This window comes from Congregibacter variabilis, assembly GCF_045689235.1.
GTDB classification, from domain to species: Bacteria; Pseudomonadota; Gammaproteobacteria; order Pseudomonadales; family Halieaceae; genus Congregibacter; species Congregibacter variabilis.
Genome location: NZ_CP136864.1, coordinates 173884 through 190611 on the forward strand (window position 1 = coordinate 173884; position 16728 = coordinate 190611).

The 16728-nt window shown below is 55.2% G+C and carries 14 protein-coding genes; 10 read left to right on the forward strand and 4 right to left on the reverse strand.

Features of this window, described 5'->3' with window-relative positions:
- The first annotated feature begins 57 nt into the window (after positions 1-57).
- From xerD to R0135_RS00800, 9 genes are all read left to right on the forward strand, one after another.
- Complete coding sequence (xerD, locus tag R0135_RS00760; RefSeq protein ID WP_407348357.1) at positions 58-966, forward strand: site-specific tyrosine recombinase XerD; 909 nt, start codon at positions 58-60, stop codon at positions 964-966.
- Positions 967-1097: 131 nt separating this feature from the next.
- Positions 1098-1874: a DsbC family protein gene (locus tag R0135_RS00765; protein WP_407348358.1), complete on the forward strand. Its 777-nt coding sequence runs from the start codon at positions 1098-1100 to the stop codon at positions 1872-1874.
- A gap of 138 nt (positions 1875-2012) precedes the next feature.
- Positions 2013-3209, forward strand: a complete 1197-nt coding sequence (gene alaC, locus R0135_RS00770; RefSeq protein ID WP_407348359.1) for an alanine transaminase — start codon at positions 2013-2015, stop codon at positions 3207-3209.
- 85 nt (positions 3210-3294) lie between these two features.
- On the forward strand, positions 3295-4587 hold the full coding sequence (locus R0135_RS00775; protein WP_407348360.1) for a homoserine dehydrogenase: 1293 nt from the start codon (positions 3295-3297) through the stop codon (positions 4585-4587).
- Positions 4588-4597: 10 nt separating this feature from the next.
- On the forward strand, positions 4598-5995 hold the full coding sequence (gene thrC, locus R0135_RS00780; protein WP_407348361.1) for a threonine synthase: 1398 nt from the start codon (positions 4598-4600) through the stop codon (positions 5993-5995).
- The gene (recJ, locus tag R0135_RS00785; protein ID WP_407348362.1) at positions 5996-7726 is read left to right on the forward strand and encodes a single-stranded-DNA-specific exonuclease RecJ; all 1731 of its coding nucleotides are present in this window, start codon (positions 5996-5998) and stop codon (positions 7724-7726) included.
- A 59-nt stretch (positions 7727-7785) separates the two neighbouring features.
- Positions 7786-8884, forward strand: a protein-coding gene (gene prfB / locus R0135_RS00790) for a peptide chain release factor 2 (RefSeq protein ID WP_407348363.1) whose coding sequence is annotated in 2 segments (ribosomal slippage) — positions 7786-7860 and positions 7862-8884 — 1098 coding nt in all. Because the reading frame shifts where the segments join, the coding sequence is not laid out codon by codon here.
- A 13-nt stretch (positions 8885-8897) separates the two neighbouring features.
- Positions 8898-10397: a lysine--tRNA ligase gene (gene lysS, locus R0135_RS00795; RefSeq protein WP_407348364.1), complete on the forward strand. Its 1500-nt coding sequence runs from the start codon at positions 8898-8900 to the stop codon at positions 10395-10397.
- Between the two features lie 57 nt (positions 10398-10454).
- Positions 10455-11021, forward strand: a complete 567-nt coding sequence (locus R0135_RS00800) for a hypothetical protein (protein ID WP_407348365.1) — start codon at positions 10455-10457, stop codon at positions 11019-11021.
- Here the strand turns inward: R0135_RS00800 and R0135_RS00805 are convergent.
- From R0135_RS00805 to R0135_RS00815, 3 genes are read right to left on the reverse strand one after another with little or no spacing between them, the layout of a single operon-like run.
- Complete coding sequence (locus tag R0135_RS00805; protein ID WP_407348366.1) at positions 10978-12504, reverse strand: ATP-binding protein; 1527 nt, start codon at positions 12502-12504, stop codon at positions 10978-10980. The two genes, R0135_RS00800 and R0135_RS00805, sit on opposite strands and share 44 nt — an antisense overlap.
- Entirely contained in the window at positions 12501-12872 is a 372-nt protein-coding gene (locus R0135_RS00810; protein ID WP_407348367.1) for a response regulator, read from the reverse strand. The genes R0135_RS00805 and R0135_RS00810 overlap by 4 nt, the downstream gene beginning before the upstream one ends.
- Positions 12869-14359 (reverse strand): adenylate/guanylate cyclase domain-containing protein, encoded by a 1491-nt coding sequence (locus R0135_RS00815; RefSeq protein WP_407348368.1) that lies wholly within the window; start codon positions 14357-14359, stop codon positions 12869-12871. The genes R0135_RS00810 and R0135_RS00815 overlap by 4 nt, the downstream gene beginning before the upstream one ends.
- Positions 14360-14553: 194 nt before the next feature.
- Between R0135_RS00815 and R0135_RS00820 the strand changes: the two genes are divergently transcribed.
- Positions 14554-15201, forward strand: a complete 648-nt coding sequence (locus R0135_RS00820; RefSeq protein WP_407348369.1) for a Crp/Fnr family transcriptional regulator — start codon at positions 14554-14556, stop codon at positions 15199-15201.
- Between the two features lie 77 nt (positions 15202-15278).
- Here the strand turns inward: R0135_RS00820 and xseA are convergent, their stop codons facing one another.
- A complete protein-coding gene (xseA, locus tag R0135_RS00825) occupies positions 15279-16655 on the reverse strand; it encodes an exodeoxyribonuclease VII large subunit (protein WP_407348370.1) in 1377 nt (458 codons plus the stop codon).
- Positions 16656-16728: the final 73 nt, after the last annotated feature.

Sequence of the window (16728 nt, forward strand, 5' to 3'; positions counted from 1 at the left end):
CGGCCTTCCTTGCGGGATGGCCGCTTTTTTGTGTCCGGCGTTTGTTAAGCTCTGACTATGGCTATGTCCCCTACGAGTACCGATTTTCAGCTTCTTGAGACCTATCTCGATGCTATCTGGATGGAGAAGGGCTTGAGTGAAAACACGCTTGCAGCCTACCGCCGAGACCTGCAGGCGTTTGCACGCTGGGGCTTAACACGAGATCGCAGCACCACGGCAGTTACTCGTGGGGATATCGAGGCTTATCTTGCGTATTTGCTCGCCCATAAGCGCTCTCCGCGTTCGGCCGCGAGAGCCCTGTCCTGTTTGCGTGGTTACTATCGCTATTTACTGCGCAGCGGCCACCTTGCTGATGACCCCACGCTGGGTCTTGATAGTCCCCGTCTGGGACGGCCATTGCCAAAGACGCTATCCGAGGCAGATGTAGATGCACTACTCAAGGCCCCCAAGCTTGACGAACTTATCGGGTTTCGGGATCGCTGCATGCTTGAGTTGCTCTATGCCTGCGGTTTGCGGGTGTCTGAGTTAACGGGTTTGACCTTATCTCAGCTCAGCCTTAATCAGGGTGTAGTGCGGGTCAGTGGGAAGGGCGGAAAGGAACGTCTGGTGCCTATCGGCGAGGAGGCTTTGCATTGGTTGCAGCGTTATCTTCGAGAAGTGCGGCCAGAGCTTTTAGGTCAGGCTTCGTCTGATGTTCTGTTCCCCAGTCGCCGGGGCCAGATGATGACCCGGCAGACGTTCTGGCATCGCATTAAACAGCATGCGATGACCGCTGGAATTCACAAGCCCATATCGCCGCATGTTCTTAGGCACGCTTTTGCGACACACCTTGTAAATCACGGCGCTGACTTACGGGTGGTGCAGTTGCTCCTGGGGCACAGCGACCTGAGTACAACGCAGATATATACGCATGTTGCTCGCCAGCGTCTGCAAACACTCCACGCTAAACACCACCCCAGGGGGTGAGTTTTGTCAGTGCTGTGAACAATTGCTCCAAGATCTGTTGCCCAGTGAACTATCCAAGACTGGTATGATCAAAACATCGTAGTAGCACTTATTAGATCGCCTTTGGCGGTGCAATTAACGGGAATGTTGTCATGTATTCAAGCCGTACCTTCATTAGCCGCTCGGGCCTTCGATTGTTGGCCTTCTGGGGAGTGAGCCTGCTTTTTTTCGCACAGGCAAGTTATGCAAAGGAGAGCGTCGATCCGAAGATCGAAAAGCAGCTGCGTTTGCGTTTGGGAGCTCCACAAATCGGTCTGGAAGTGCAAAGTGTTGAGCTCAGTCAGTTGCCCGGGCTTTATCGCGTGAACATTGTGCAGGGTCCCACCATCTACTCAACGGCAGATGGGGATTACTTTATTGTGGGTGATCTCTACAACGTGGGTGTTACCGGGCTTGTGAATCTCGGGGAGCAGCAGCGATCTAATGATCGTAAAGAAGCGATTGCAGCGGTGCCTGAAGCTAACACTATTGTGTTCCCCGCCGAGGGCGCCACTCAGAGCCATATCACGGTATTTACGGATGTTTCCTGCTTCTACTGCCAGAAGCTTCACAAAGAGGTGCCTGAGTTAAATCGTCGAGGGATCGAAGTGCGCTATCTGGCGTACCCGCGCCAGGGTATAGGCTCACCAGGATTTCGTCAGCTTGCCAGTGCATGGTGTTCTGATGATCGCCAGGCGACGCTGACGGCATTTAAAAATCGTGAAGAGCTCGAAGAAAACGTGTGCCCCGGTAATCCCATTGCCGAACAGTTTGCCTTGGGGCAGCAGTTAGGTGTTCGAGGAACCCCGGCAATAGTGACCCCCGATGGTGAGATGATTCCCGGCTATCGTAGCGCTGACGACATAGCAGCACTGCTGGGCCTTCAGTAAGGCTTTTTAACTATTTGTAATGCATGGCTCGAGAACGAGCCATGGCTTGTTTGACAGTATCGAGCGTGAGCTTTAGTGTCGCGTCTCGTTCGCGCCGTCTCCAGTTAGGCGGCTTTTAGCCCAGCACAGTGAGTTCTCGTGGAAGATCAATTTCAGCGCATTCAGCGCCTCCCTCCCTATGTATTTAGCATCGTTGGTGATTTGAAGCAGGCCGCGCGTGCTGCGGGAGAAGACATCATCGATTTTGGGATGGGTAACCCTGATCAGCCTACGCCAGCGCATATTGTCGATAAAATGGTAGAGGCCGCCCGACGCCCGGATACCCACAGATACTCACAGTCCAAGGGTATCCCGCGCTTGCGCAAGGCGATTTGTGACTGGTATCGCAATCGCTACGACGTCGAACTGGACCCTGAAACTGAAGCGATTGTCACCCTGGGTTCTAAAGAGGGGCTCGCGCATCTTGCTTTGGCGACGACCGGGCCAGGGGACGCGATTCTGGTGCCCAATCCATCGTATCCCATTCATCCTTATGGATTTGTTATTTCCGGTGCCGATATCCGCCACGTGCCGATGGGAAATGAGCAAGAGTTTTTCCAGGAGCTGGAAAACGCGATCCGCAACAGTTGGCCCAAACCCAAAATGCTGGTGCTCAATTTTCCGTCGAATCCCACGACCCACTGCGTAGAGCTACCCTTTTTTGAGAAGGTCGTGGAAATTGCCCAGGAACACCAGATTTGGGTGGTTCAGGATCTAGCCTACGCTGACCTGTGTTTTGACGGATACGTGGCACCCTCGATCCTGCAGGTGGAGGGCGCCCGGGACGTTGCTGTGGAGTTTTTCAGCATGTCCAAGAGCTATAATATGCCGGGTTGGCGCATTGGTTTTTGCTGTGGTAACCCCACCTTGGTAGGTGCATTGGCGAGGATGAAATCCTATCTGGATTACGGCATGTTTACGCCGATTCAGGTGGCTGCCATCGCCGCCCTGGAGGGCGATCAGAGCTGTGTGTCAGAGATTAATACCATGTACCGTTCGCGTCGCGATGTGCTGTGCGAAGGCTTGAATGCGACGGGCTGGCCGGTCACGCCTCCAAAGGCGACCATGTTTGTATGGGCGCAGATTCCACAAGCGTATCGAGCACTGGGGTCTTTGGAATTCAGTAAGAAGCTTCTTAAGGACGCGAAGGTTGCAGTCTCACCCGGCATTGGCTTTGGCGAATATGGCGAGGGGTTCGTGCGCTTTGGTCTGATCGAGAACGAGCACAGAACGCGGCAGGCGGTGCGTAATATCAAGCGAATGTTTCGTGAGGATGGCTTCACAGTCGCAGGCTGAAAATCTGAGAGCCAGTTAACGGCAGGTTTTATCGGTGTTGCGGGCAAGGCAGGCAAAACAAAATTTTTCGGGGAAATAGAAGAGCATGAGCGCATTGCGTATTGGGGTCTGCGGAAATGGCACGGTCGGTGGTGGCACCATCGAGCTGCTGCACAGTCAGTCCGACCTTCTCAGCTCCCGGGCGGGACGAGAGCTTCGTTTAACGCGGGTTGGTGCGCGCCGTGATCGGGATGACTGCCCCACCGGCGATGTACCGGTGCACCGCGATCTTCTGGAAGTGGCACGCGCAGATGACGTGGATGTGGTCGTAGAGAGTATCGGTGGTACGACGCTGGCCAAAGAGATTGTCGAAACGGCATTGCGATCGGGTAAATCGGTCGTGACCGCAAACAAGGCCCTGATCGCCGAGCACGGAAACGAGCTGCTGGCACTTGCTGAAGAATACGGCCAGAGCTTGCTGTGCGAGGCGGCGGTAGCAGGCGGTGTACCAATCCTCAAAGCCTTGCGTGATGGTATGGCGGCCAATGCGGTCACAGAGCTGTCAGGCATTATTAACGGCACGGGTAACTTTATTCTCACCGAAATGGGCGCGCATCAGCGACCCTTCGATGAGGTCTTGGCTGAGGCCCAGGATTTGGGCTATGCCGAGGCAGACCCGACCTTCGATGTAGAGGGAGTTGATGCGGCCCATAAGCTCAGCATCCTGGCTGCCATGGCTTTTGCAACGCCCCTTAACTTCTCTGAAGTGTTCTGCGAGGGTATCAGTGGGGTGACTCCTGCGGATATTCAGTTTGCCGACGAGTTGGGCTATCGAATCAAGCATCTGGGTATCGCCAAGGAGCATGCCGATGCTGTGGAGCTTCGCGTGCATCCAACCTTGCTTCCCAAGGACACCCTGCTGGCCAGCGTAGATGGAGTGCTTAACGCCGTGTGCCTGCACGGCCACGCTGCCGGTGAGACGGTTTACTCCGGTGCAGGTGCCGGGCGCTTACCTACAGCCTCTGCGGTGGTGGCGGATCTGGTCGACATTGCTCGCGCCGAGGGCGGTTCTGTGCACTGCTTGGGTGTTCCGGTGGGGGCGCTACGCGCTAAGCCCGTAATGCCGATGGATTCAGTGTGCACTGCTTGGTACCTGCGCTTGCAAGCCGAAGATCGCCCCGGTGTTATGTCGCAGCTGGCCAATTGTTTGGGTGCTGAGGGCATTAGCATTGAGGCGCTTATTCAAAAGCCGCCAAAGGGCGCTGCGGCGACTGTACCGGTGGTTGTGTTGACTAATAGTGCGCGTGAAGACGCCCTGCGTCGGGCAGTGACCGCAATTGCGGCGCTTCCCGCGGTCACTCAAACGCCACACTGCATTCGTATCGAATCGCAGAACTAGGGGGAATCCTGTGCGCTACATCAGTACCCGCGGCACTGCGCCTGCACTGAGCTTTGAAGAGGTTTTACTGACCGGACTTGCCAGCGATGGGGGTCTGTATGTGCCCGAAAGTCTCCCAAGCTTTAGTGCAGAACAACTTGAGGAAATGGCATCGCTGGATTACCCGTCCCTTGCGCATCGCATTCTCCTTCCCTTTGTGGATGAAGCCTTTAGCAGTGAGGAGTTGCGAGAAATCATTGATGACACTTATTCGGTGTTTCGTCATTCGGCTGTGGCTCCTCTGGTTCAACTTGAACATAACCAATGGGTGCTTGAGCTGTTTCACGGCCCGACTCTGGCCTTCAAGGACTTTGCTTTGCAGCTTCTGGGTCGACTGCTGGACGCCACGCTGAAACGTCGCGGCGAAAAAGTCGTGATCATGGGGGCAACCTCTGGCGATACCGGCTCTGCGGCGATTGCAGGCTGTCAGCGCTGCGAGAACATCGATATCTTTATTTTGCACCCCCACAACAGGGTCTCTGATGTGCAGCGTCGGCAAATGACGACTCTCAGTGGGCCTACGATTCACAACCTGGCGATCGAAGGTAATTTTGATGATTGCCAGGCGATGGTCAAAGCAAGTTTTCGGGATCAAAGCTTTCTACCCGATGGCCGCAGCCTTGTAGCGGTTAACTCGATTAACTGGGCGCGCATCATGGCTCAGATCGTGTATTACTTTTATGCGGGGCTCGCTTTGGGCGCTCCGCATCGCGCAGCAGCTTACTCGGTGCCAACGGGCAACTTCGGCGACATTTTCGCTGGTTATCTCGCTGCAAAAATGGGATTGCCCATTGCCCAACTGATGATCGCCACCAACCGAAACGATGTGTTGCATCGTTTGTTGAGCAGTGGTGACTATGCGCGTCAGGCTCTGGAGCACACCTTGTCGCCGAGTATGGATATTACAGTGTCGAGCAACTTTGAGCGTCTGATGTTTGATCTTTATGATCGGGATCCGTCGGCAATTGCTGCGCTTATGGCGGCGTTTGACGATGGTGATATCGCTCTTTCAGAGGCGGCAATGTCCAATGCCCGAGCGATGTTTGCAAGTCACCGGGTTGATGATGCCGAAACGCTGGCATGTATTTCCAATGTCTGGGAGAAGACTGGATATCTCCTCGATCCGCACAGCGCCATTGGTTACGCTGCGGCTACGCTTGCCGATGCAAAGTCCGGTGTGCCCTGGGTGACCTTGGCGACGGCACATCCGGCCAAGTTTCCCGGCGCGATTGAGCGCTCTGGGGTGGCTGCTGTGCCAACGCTGCCGGCACATTTGTCAGATCTTTTTGATCTGGATGAACATTTTGATGTGCTTCCCAACGATATGGCTGAAGTACATCGATTTATGTCCGCGCACTTGGGCGCTTGATTGTCGCGCCCGACTCGCACTATTCGGCGGCGTGAGAGCGCCGGGGGCCATGGTCTTAGCGATTTGTCGCCCATTCTTGCACGCGTCTATGCCGCTCGAGGTGTCAGGGACTCCGAAGAGCTGAACCTCAGTCTCGCCGCACTTCATCCGCCCGAGTTGTTGGCAGGTCTTGATGCGGCGACCGAGCGCCTGCAGCGGGCTCTGGAGAAACAAGAGCGAATCCTCATCGTGGGAGATTTTGATGCTGATGGGGCAACGAGCACCGCCCTGGCAATCGCCGCTCTGCGCCAGTTTGGCGCTACAGCCGTTGATTATCTAGTGCCAAACCGCTTTGAATTTGGCTATGGACTGACTCCAGGTATCGTCGCTCTTGCAAAGGAAAAAAAACCCGATCTAATTGTCACGGTAGATAATGGCATTTCGTCTATTGATGGGGTTGCCGCTGCGAATGCTGCGGGAATCGAGGTTCTTATCACCGACCATCATCTTCCCGGTGAGCAGCTTCCTGACGCTGCAGTAATTGTGAACCCCAATCAGGCCGGTTGCCGCTTTCCGAGCAAAGCGCTGGCTGGGGTTGGGGTCATGTTTTATCTGCTCCTTGCGCTACGCACGCGACTGCGAGCCCAGGGCTGGTTTGTAACGCGGGATTTGGAGGAGCCACATCTGGGGTCCTTTCTTGACCTGGTGGCTCTTGGCACGGTGGCTGATGTGGTGCCTCTTGATCACAATAACCGCATTTTGGTGGAAGGTGGGCTACTGCGCATGCGCAGTGGTCGTGCCCGTCCGGGGATCGCTGCGCTGCTAAGCGTGGCCGGGCGAGACCCTTCGGTAGTAGTGGCGAGTGATCTGGGCTTTGCCGCAGGCCCCAGGCTCAATGCGGCGGGGCGACTTGATGATATGTCTCTGGGAATAGAGTGCCTGCTTTGCGAGGACCCCCGACAGGCGCGCAATATCGCATTGCAGTTGGATAGCATGAATCGAGAGCGCCAGCGCATTGAGCGTGGCATGGAGCAGGAAGCCCTTTTGGCATTGGCTGCCCTGGATTTGCGAGACAGCGATTTGCCTGCAGCATTGGTTCTCCATGACCCGGGTTGGCATCAGGGTGTGGTTGGTATTTTGGCCTCCCGGATCAAGGATCGATTTCATCGGCCGGTGATCGCCTTTGCGCGCAGTGATGAAGGAGAGCTAAAGGGTTCTGGCCGGGGAATCCCCGGCATGCACCTTCGAGATCTCCTGGATTTAGTGGCGACTCGGCACCCGGGTCTTATCGATCGTTTTGGCGGACATGCGATGGCGGCGGGGCTTTCTTTACCCGAAGCTCATTATGATGATTTTGCCCAGGCGTTCACCGACGCCGTCGAAACATCCGGCGGTTTAAACCTTGATCCCGTGATCGATAGTGACGGCGAATTGGCCTCCACTGACTTTGATCTTGCCACCGCCCAGATGCTCCGCAGCGCTGGTCCCTGGGGGCAGCTTTTCCCTGAGCCGTTATTCGACGGTGTCTTCGAGCTGCGTAGTCAGCGTATCGTTGGTGAGCGGCATCTCAAAATGAGTCTCGCCAAGCCAGGCGATGGCACGCCTTTGGAGGCGATTGCTTTTGGCGTGGATACCGAACGTTGGCCGGACCCTTCGGTGACTCAGGTGCGGTTGGCATATCGCCTGGACGTCAATCAATTTCGCGGTGAGCGTCGCCTGCAGCTGTTGGTGGAGCAAATCGAAGCTGCCTGAGGATGTCTCTTTGGGAGCTTGCAGGTTAGAATAACGCCCTTTTTTGAAGAGCTATTCCCATGCTGGAAATTAACCCCCTCATTCAAAGTCTCAAGGATATCGAGGCGCGTACTGACGTGCTTAGGGGGTATCTTTGACGTTGACCAACGTCGCGAACGTCTCTCAGAAGTAGAGCTGGAGCTCGCCGAACCCAGCGTTTGGGACGATCCTGAGCGAGCTCAGGAGCTTGGCCGTGAGCGTTCGTCTCTTGAGGCTATCGTAAGCTCTATCGATGCGCTGGATACCGGCGCTGCTGACACGCTCGATCTACTGGAGATGGCTTCAGAGGAAGATGACGAGGCGGCAGTGAGTGATCTCGAGCAGGAGATTCAGGAGCTGCTTAAAGTTTTGGAGAAGCTTGAGTTTCGCCGGATGTTCAATGGCGAGATGGATGCGAACAACGCCTTTCTTGATATCCAGTCTGGCTCTGGCGGGACCGAGGCCCAAGACTGGGCAGAGATGCTTCTGCGCATGTATCTTCGCTGGGGCGAGTCCCGGGGATTCAACACGGAGCTCATAGAGGCATCTGGCGGTGACGTTGCGGGGATCAAAAGCGCGACTATCAAGTTCACTGGCGAGTACGCCTTTGGGTGGCTGCGCACTGAGACAGGTGTGCATCGCCTTGTTCGAAAGTCGCCTTTCGATTCGGGTAATCGCCGGCATACGTCTTTTGCGTCGGTATTTGTAGCGCCAGAGATCGATGACAATATTGAAATCGAAATCAATCCAGCCGATCTTCGGGTAGATACTTACCGAGCCAGCGGTGCGGGCGGGCAGCACGTCAACAAGACCGACTCGGCGGTGCGTTTAACCCACAACCCCTCGGGGATCGTCGTGCAATGTCAGACAGAGCGATCGCAGCATCAGAACCGAGATAACGCGATGAAACTGCTCAGAGGCAAGCTGTATGAGATGGAGATTCTCAAACGCAATGCCGAGAAGCAGGTCATGGAAGACAATAAGGCCGACATTGGCTGGGGTAGCCAGATTCGCAGCTATGTTCTGGATGCTTCACGGATCAAGGACTTACGCACCAATGTAGAAACCAGTAATACTCAGGCGGTGCTTGACGGCGCCATCGATCAATTTATCGAAGCTTCGCTGAAGAGCGGTCTGTGACCGGAAAGAGACTATGAGTGACAAAGACAACAAAGTGGCGCCTGCACCTGAGGACGAGAACAAGCTGATCGCAGAGCGTCGCGGCAAGCTCGATGGTTTGCGCGAATTGGGCAACCCCTTTCCCAACGATTTTCGACGCACTGCCACAGCGGGACAGTTGCAGCAGGATTTCGCTGAACAAGAGAAGGCCGCTCTGGAGGAGCGCAACGAGGAGTTCGCGGTGGCAGGTCGCCTGATCCGCAATCGAGGCGCATTTTTGTTGATTCAGGATGGTGAGGGTCAGATCCAATTGTATGTGGATCGCAAAGGCCTCAGCCAAGAAACGCTTGCCAGCATCAAGAGCTGGGATCTTGGCGATATCGTCGCTGCCCGGGGGCCTTTGCACCGTTCCGGCAAAGGGGATTTGTACATCAATATGCAAGAGGCACGCTTGCTCACGAAAGCCCTCAGACCCCTGCCGGATAAGTATCACGGTCTTGCTGATCAAGAGCTAAGATACCGCCAACGCTACGTCGACCTGATTGTTAATGAGCGTTCTCGGGAAGTGTTTCGCATACGTTCGAGAGTAATCAGCTACATTCGAAAGTTTATGGATGCTAGGGATTTCATGGAAGTTGAAACCCCCATGATGCAACCGATTCCCGGTGGTGCGGCAGCAAAGCCGTTTGTGACACACCATAATGCGCTGGATCTAACCATGTATCTGCGTATCGCTCCGGAGTTGTATCTCAAGCGCCTGACGGTGGGCGGCTTCGAGCGCGTGTACGAAATCAATCGAAACTTTAGAAACGAGGGCTTGTCTACGCGACACAACCCCGAGTTCACCATGCTGGAATATTACTGGGCATATGCCGATTACCAGGATGCTATGGACCTGACAGAGAGCATGCTCCGAGGCCTCACCGAAGAGGTTTTGGGCTCCCAGCAGGTGGCTTACCAGGGACAGGTTTTCGATTTTTCAAAGCCTTTTGCTCGTATGACGGTTACCGAGGCGATTCTTGCCTACAATCCTTCACTCAGCCTGTCTGATATTTGCGAGCGTGAATTAGCTAAAAGCGTCGCCAAAGATTTAGGTATAGAAGTTCACAAAGCCTGGGGCCTTGGAAAAATTCAGATTGAAATTTTTGAAAAGACCGCTGAACACCGCCTGGAGCAGCCGACGTTTATTACCGCCTATCCTACGGAGGTATCCCCCTTGGCACGTCGTAATGATGACGATCCTTTTGTAACCGATCGCTTTGAGTTCTTCGTGGCCGGAAGGGAGCTCGCCAATGGTTTTAGTGAATTAAATGATGCCGAAGATCAGGCCCAGCGTTTTAAGGAGCAGGTGGAGCAGAAGGATGCAGGCGACGAAGAGGCCATGCACTTTGATGCGGACTATGTTCGAGCTCTGGAATACGGTATGCCGCCTACCGCCGGAGAGGGTATAGGTATTGATCGACTGGTGATGCTACTCACGGATTCTGCCTCTATCCGCGATGTGTTGCTGTTCCCCCATATGCGCCCGGAGTGATTTTCCATCGCGTGCTGGTGCTACACTCGGATAACGACCTATTACGAACTTAATGATATGTCTAAAAAGCTCATTATTCTTGCCTTAAGCGCAGTACTTGCGGCTTGCGCGGCCGCGCCCCCGGAGCCGGCTCCCCCGGAAGAGCGGTCGCCAGAAGACGTTAAGCTCACACTCAACTTGCCGGAAGAATCGGACAGCTGTGTTTGTCAGGCAGCGCCAGAGAACGACCGAACTTTTCTTGAGCGCGGCATGGAGACACTTGCCGATGGCGACTACATTGAATCTGTGCAGTACTTCCAGCGCTATCAGCGGCTCGAGCAAGCACCCATGGCGCAATGGGAAGGCGACCTCGCTATAGCCTATGTGAGTATGCTACCCAGTAGTCCTTTTTACGATGTGGATGCGGCGCTGCAAGCGTACACAGATCTCCAGTCTCGAGAGCCCGATGGCCACAAACATCACAGCATTGTACTGATGCAGCAGGCCCTAGAGTCCTTTGTGTTGATGGAGCGCCACATCTGGGATCTGGAAAGCCGGGCGGGGATGTTGCAGGAGGACCTCGATAAGCGGGAGCAGGCCCTCAAGCGTCTTCGGGAGTTAACTCTGGGCCAACCGGAAGACTGACGGTAAAGGTTGAGCCCTCACCGGGCTCGCTGGCGACGCGGATTTCACCGCCCATCAACGCGCAAAAATCCCGACAGATCGCCAGCCCTAATCCGGTTCCCCCATAGAGGTTACTGGTAGTATCTTCAGCTTGCACAAAAGCTTCAAAGACTAGCGCCTGTTGCTCCGTGGTCATGCCGATGCCGGTATCGCTCACCGCAATTTCTAACCGCTCAGTTGCCTGAGAAAATGATGCACTCACCTTGATGACACCCTGCTGGGTAAACTTGGCGGCGTTACTCAGCAGATTGACGATAATCTGGCGAAATTTCACCGCGTCATTGTTGATCGTGGGAAGACCACTAAAGTCCCCGCACTGCAATACATTGCCGTTTCTTCGCAGTAGCGGAGCCAGAGCATCTACGGCCATGGTGAGCGCTTCGCCTGGATGAAACTGTTCTCGCACCAGTGTCATTTTTCCTGTTTCAATTTTGGAAAGATCCAAAATATCGTCGATCAAACCGAGTAATTGGCGTCCCGAGAGCACTATCTTGTCGAGGTCATTCTGGTACTGATTACGGTCAATGGGCGTTTGATCATCCAATTCGTCATGCAGCATTTCGCTATAGCCTATGATGGCATTAAGCGGTGTTCTCAGTTCGTGACTAACGTTGGCCAGAAATCGTGACTTTGCTGCATTGGCTTCGTCTGCGCTGAGCTTGGCATCTTTTTCTTCATCAATGGCTCGCCTAAGCTTATCCGTCATGCTGTTGAATGCCGTCGCTAGATCACCCAGTTCCCCATCATCATCAATGTCTTCGATACGGTAGTCCAACTCTCCGGCGCCCAGGCGCTGAGTGCCGCGTTTTAGGCGTTTCAGATTGTCGTTGGTATAGCGAACCAAAAAGAAGCCCAGGGTCGCAGTCAGGAATATGGAAGCAATAAACCCCAGCACCGTTATGCGGTCGGTAAGCGCGATGGTGCGGTCGATAACGTTAGCACGTTGCACGGCGATAAAAGCCTGACGCTGCTCAAGTTCCTTCAGCCGTTGGCTGGCTTCGAGATAGGGGATAGGGTCATCAACATCGGACTGCCACTGGGGGTCGTTGTAGTTGTCGTAAAACGCCCGCCAGCGGCTCAACAGTCGTGCGCTGCTTTCGCGTAAAAGATTGAATTGCAAAGCGGTGACATCGCTACCCATGCCGCCGAGGGCTTCCACGGTGCTTCGTGTGGCAGCGATACTGTTTAAGGCACTGCGCTGATCTGCGTCAGCTAGCCGGTCATCAGTATTCTCCCGAAGTGTCGACAGAACGAGGATTTTCTGTCTCTGGTCTTCCAGTTGCTTGGCCAACTCCGTGGATAGCTGTCCGGCGGTGACTGCCTGTCGATAGGCCACCATACTTTCGCTTCGCGCGTAGCTACCCCAGAAATGCGTGCCGACGTTGATGGCGAACAGAATCAGAATCGTAAACAGCGAGAGTGTGAGGCGCCGGCGAAGACTCATCGTTCCAGTAACCGGGCGATTTTTTCTAGCAGAGCCGGGAAGTCCACAGGCTTGGTTGCATAATCATCACAACCTGCTTCCAACGCCCTGTCTCTGTCTTCTGACATAGCGTGTGCGGTGAGGGCAATAATAGGTGTGTCTGCCAGTTCCGGGTTTGCGCGTACCTGACGGCAGACAGACCATCCGTCGATCACCGGCAGGTTCATATCCAATAGCACTAGAGCCGGGCGTTCAGACTCAATGAGTGCGAGAGCTTTTGCGCCGTCTTCGGCTATCTGTGCATGAAAACCAGCACGCTTGAGCCGGCGGCTGAGCATGTCCCGATTGAGCTCGTTGTCTTCGACTAAAAGCAGTTGTTTCTCAGTCACAGGAGTTCACGCTCCAGCGGATGAACTACAAGGGGCTCGTCCAGTCCCGGGGCCTGTACTTCGCGACTTGGGCCTAAAGCGTAAGCGGCACCCAATGCCTGACGGGTGGAGTCGGCTATGAGTATCTCGCCGCGTTGCGCAACGTCCTCTATACGGGAGGTCACATTCATGGCATGTCCGACAAAGCCGTACTTGCTTCGACGCTCCGAGCCGATGTTACCGGCGATGACGTTGCCGGTATTCAAAGCGATGCCCATTTCGAGCTCCGGCAGGCCGTCTTTGCGATTTGCGACGTTGATTTCTGCCATTGCGGCCTGCATGGCCAGTGCACAGCGCGCGGCGCGATCCGGGTCATCATCGTGGCGCCGGGGGGCTCCAAAAACGGCGAGAATGGCATCGCCAAGAAACTCGTCGATAGTCCCGCCATACTCAAGAATGATGTCAGTCATCGCGCCCAGGTAGCGATTAAGCATGCTCACCACCCGGTCCGGTGGTAGTTGCTCGCTGATGGTTGTGAAGCCCCGGATATCGGACATCATGATCGTGACCTCCCTAAGGTCGCCGCCGAGCTCAAGGCCCTCAGGACGTTCGAGAATTTCAGTGACGATGTCATCCGAGAGATAGCGCCCGAAAGTCGCGCGAATGAAGCGCTCATTACGTTCCAGCTGATCTCGATACAACTGCTCACGATCGTGCCATTGTTTGCGTTCAATGCCGGCCTTGATTCTGGCCTGGAGCAAGACGGGATTAAACGGCTTGAACAGATAATCGTCTGCGCCCGCTTCAATGCACTCGATAATACCCTGCATGTCCTGTTCCCCGGAGATCATGATGACCGGGGTCGCACGCAGTTTGGGCTCTGCTTTTATACGCCGAAGTACCTCTCGGCCATCCATGCCGGGCATCATTCGGTCTAGTAGAACCACATCAACATCTGCGTTGGCGAGCATTTCCAGCGCCTCGGCGCCACCGGGGGCTGTAACTACAAAATGACCGCTGCGAGTCAGGTAGCGCGCCAATAATTCCCGGTTCTCTTCACGATCATCTACAGCGAGGATGAATCCTGGTTCGCCGGTCAGTCCGGCGATCTGTTCCACAGCCTCGGCGTTTCCTGTAGCGCCAGAAAGAGCGCTCTCGTTGGTGCCCTCAAGCACACTGGTAATGGCGCTTTGCAAGGCTGCTGTGGGTTCAGGGACGCTTTCGCCAAGCATCTCAGCATAGCCCCGCAGGGCCCCCGCTAGATTGCGCAGCTCATGAGTATCTTCGGTCTCCTGCTCAAGGAGTGGGGCTATATTGGCTGCGCAGGCGACAAGGGCAGACCAGTCCTGCTCGGCATCTTCATCGAGCTTGGGCAGGTCTGAAGAGGACAGCGCGCCAATCTCAAGGACCGCCGAGCGTAGCGCAGTGCGTATGCTCTGGGTCGAGGTTGCGGACTGCACGGCGATTTCGATCGCTTCAGCGTCGCCCAGATGGCTGTTATCACTCACGCGGGGCGCCCGTAAGTTGGCCGAGCATGTTGTGCATGCATATCAATGCCTGTCGTTCTCGTTTTGTCGAGTATAGCGACCGTGGCAATCTTCGGGGAAGAGAGTTCAACGTAGTAGATGCGCACTGTCGAAAATTTGAGGTAACATGAGCGTATCGCGAAAGCAGACAAGCACGGGTGGCCGAAGCGTAGTCCATGTTGCAGCAAGTAGAAATATTTCAGGGTCTCTCAGACGACGAGCTGACGGCGCTTGCCGATAGCAGTACTAGTCGGTCCTTCCCAAAGAACACTGTGGTCATTCATGAGAATGACCCGGCGGATTCGCTGTTCGTTATCGAAGCCGGAAAGGTGAAGGTTTACTGCAGCGACAAGAATGGCAAAGAGTTCATCATGAACACCCAGGGTGAGGGTGATTATTTTGGTGAACTTGCACTGCTGGACGACTCAACGCGATCAGCGTCCGTAAGGACGGTCGAAAAGTGCAATTTTTGCATCATTTATAAAGAAGACTTTAACCGAGTGCTTGAAGAGCACCCGAGCATTTCTCGCAAATTGATTGCTAATCTTGCGTCCCGGGTACGTAAATTGACGGCGGATGTTAAGAGTCTTGCACTGCAGGATGTTTATGGCCGGGTTGCGAATGTGCTGATGGATCTGTCCGAAGAGCGGGGCGACGGCACGCTATACATCGGTGAGAAGCTCACTCAGCAGGATATTGCTGACCGCGTCGGCGCATCTCGAGAGATGGTGGCGCGTATTCTGAAGGACCTCACCATTGGCGAGTACATTCGCTTCGAGGGCCGCCACATTATTATTAACACGCGATTGCCAGCCAAATACTGACCGAGCGGTGGTGAGGCGTCGTGGACGCCGTCTGTTTTTCTGCTCAGCCGCTTGGGCTTTTTCTGGCTTTTTACTGCTTACGCTTTTTTCTTTTTGCTGTCCTTCGCTCTCAGCGCTTCAACGCGCAACTCCAGACTGCCCGTGGCCAGCCGCGCGTAGAGCTTTTGCTGTGCCGTTACATCAGTACTGCTGCGTACAACCGCGCCTTGTTCATCACTGAGTATGGAGTAGCCGCGCTCTAAAATCGCCAGGGGGTTGAGACTTGCAAGCACCTGTTCCCTGCGCTCCAGCGCCTGCTTGGTCCAGGCAATTTTTTGCCCCATGGCGACTTTTAGAGCGCCTTGCTGCCGCTCCAGGCGCTCTTGGTGTTGCTCTATTCGGCGTCGTGGTGAATTCGCCTGCAAGCGCTCGCGAAGCACATGATGTTCTCGGCGAAGTTGGTCCAAACGAAGACGTATGGTCCGGTGCAATCGCCTCTCAAGGTCGTCAAGACGCTGAGACTGTTCGCGAAGTCGGTCACCGGGGTGTCTCAGGCGTACCCGCAGTTGCTTAAGCTGCAGGCTGGCGCGCTCCAGACGGTGCTGCATCGCCCGGCGAAGACGTCTGTGCGCCTGCTCCAGCTGTGCAAGTAACTCTTCTCGATCCTCACTGAGCAACTCCGCGGCTGCGCTGGGTGTAGGCGCTCGGGCATCGGCGGCGAAGTCGGCGATGGTGACATCCACCTCGTGGCCGACTCCGCACACCACGGGTAGCTCACTTGCAACGATTGCCCTGGCCAGCGCCTCGTCATTGAAAGCCCACAAATCTTCTAAAGAGCCTCCGCCGCGGGCCAAAATCACCGCGTCAAAGTCACAGTCATCCCTGGATAACGCGTATGTATTGGCGTCGAGCAAGGCCTGACAGATCTCCGGGGCAGCGTTTGCACCCTGAACAGATACCGGAAGCACTGTGACGCGTATTGCGGGGTTGCGTCGCGCCAGGACGTGAAGGATGTCCTGTAAAGCCGCGCCGGTGGGGGATGTTATGACTGCGAGATGCGCGGTAGAGCGGGGTAGGGGCTTCTTAATCGCGGCATCGAAGAGCCCTTCCTTGTGAAGTTGATTTCGAAGGGCTTCAAAACGCGCCTGCAGCGCCCCGGCGCCGGCGGGCTCCATGAACTCGCCTATCAGCTGAAATTCTCCGCGACCCTCGTACAAGGACACCCGCGCTCGCAATCGGACCTGATCACCGTTGCCAGGGTTAAACCGCAGCCGCTGATTGTAGTTTTTGAACATGGCGCAGCGAACCTGCGCCTTATCGTCCTTTAAAGTGAAATACCAGTGTCCGGAGGATGGGCGAGCGAGGTTCGATAGCTCGCCTTCGACCCATACATAGCTAAAGTGGCTCTCCAACAGGCTGCGTACCTGTCGATTGAGCTGACTGGGGGTGAGCGTAGTCGCGTCAGTCTCAGTCATGAAACGTTACAGCTTGTTACAACTATTTGCACTTGCTTGCCTCTGTGGTATTACGCCGAGGGCTCTAAGGTTT

Excerpts from the sequence above, each read along its gene's own strand:
- xerD (WP_407348357.1), top strand. The coding sequence starts at position 58 with ATGGCTATGTCCCCTACGAGTACCGATTTTCAGCTTCTTGAGACCTAT.
- R0135_RS00765 (WP_407348358.1), top strand. The coding sequence starts at position 1,098 with ATGTATTCAAGCCGTACCTTCATTAGCCGCTCGGGCCTTCGATTGTTG.
- R0135_RS00775 (WP_407348360.1), top strand. The coding sequence starts at position 3,295 with ATGAGCGCATTGCGTATTGGGGTCTGCGGAAATGGCACGGTCGGTGGT.
- lysS (WP_407348364.1), top strand. The coding sequence starts at position 8,898 with ATGAGTGACAAAGACAACAAAGTGGCGCCTGCACCTGAGGACGAGAAC.
- R0135_RS00800 (WP_407348365.1), top strand. The coding sequence starts at position 10,455 with ATGTCTAAAAAGCTCATTATTCTTGCCTTAAGCGCAGTACTTGCGGCT.
- R0135_RS00805 (WP_407348366.1), bottom strand. The coding sequence starts at position 12,504 with ATGAGTCTTCGCCGGCGCCTCACACTCTCGCTGTTTACGATTCTGATT.
- R0135_RS00820 (WP_407348369.1), top strand. The coding sequence starts at position 14,554 with ATGTTGCAGCAAGTAGAAATATTTCAGGGTCTCTCAGACGACGAGCTG.
- xseA (WP_407348370.1), bottom strand. The coding sequence starts at position 16,655 with ATGACTGAGACTGACGCGACTACGCTCACCCCCAGTCAGCTCAATCGA.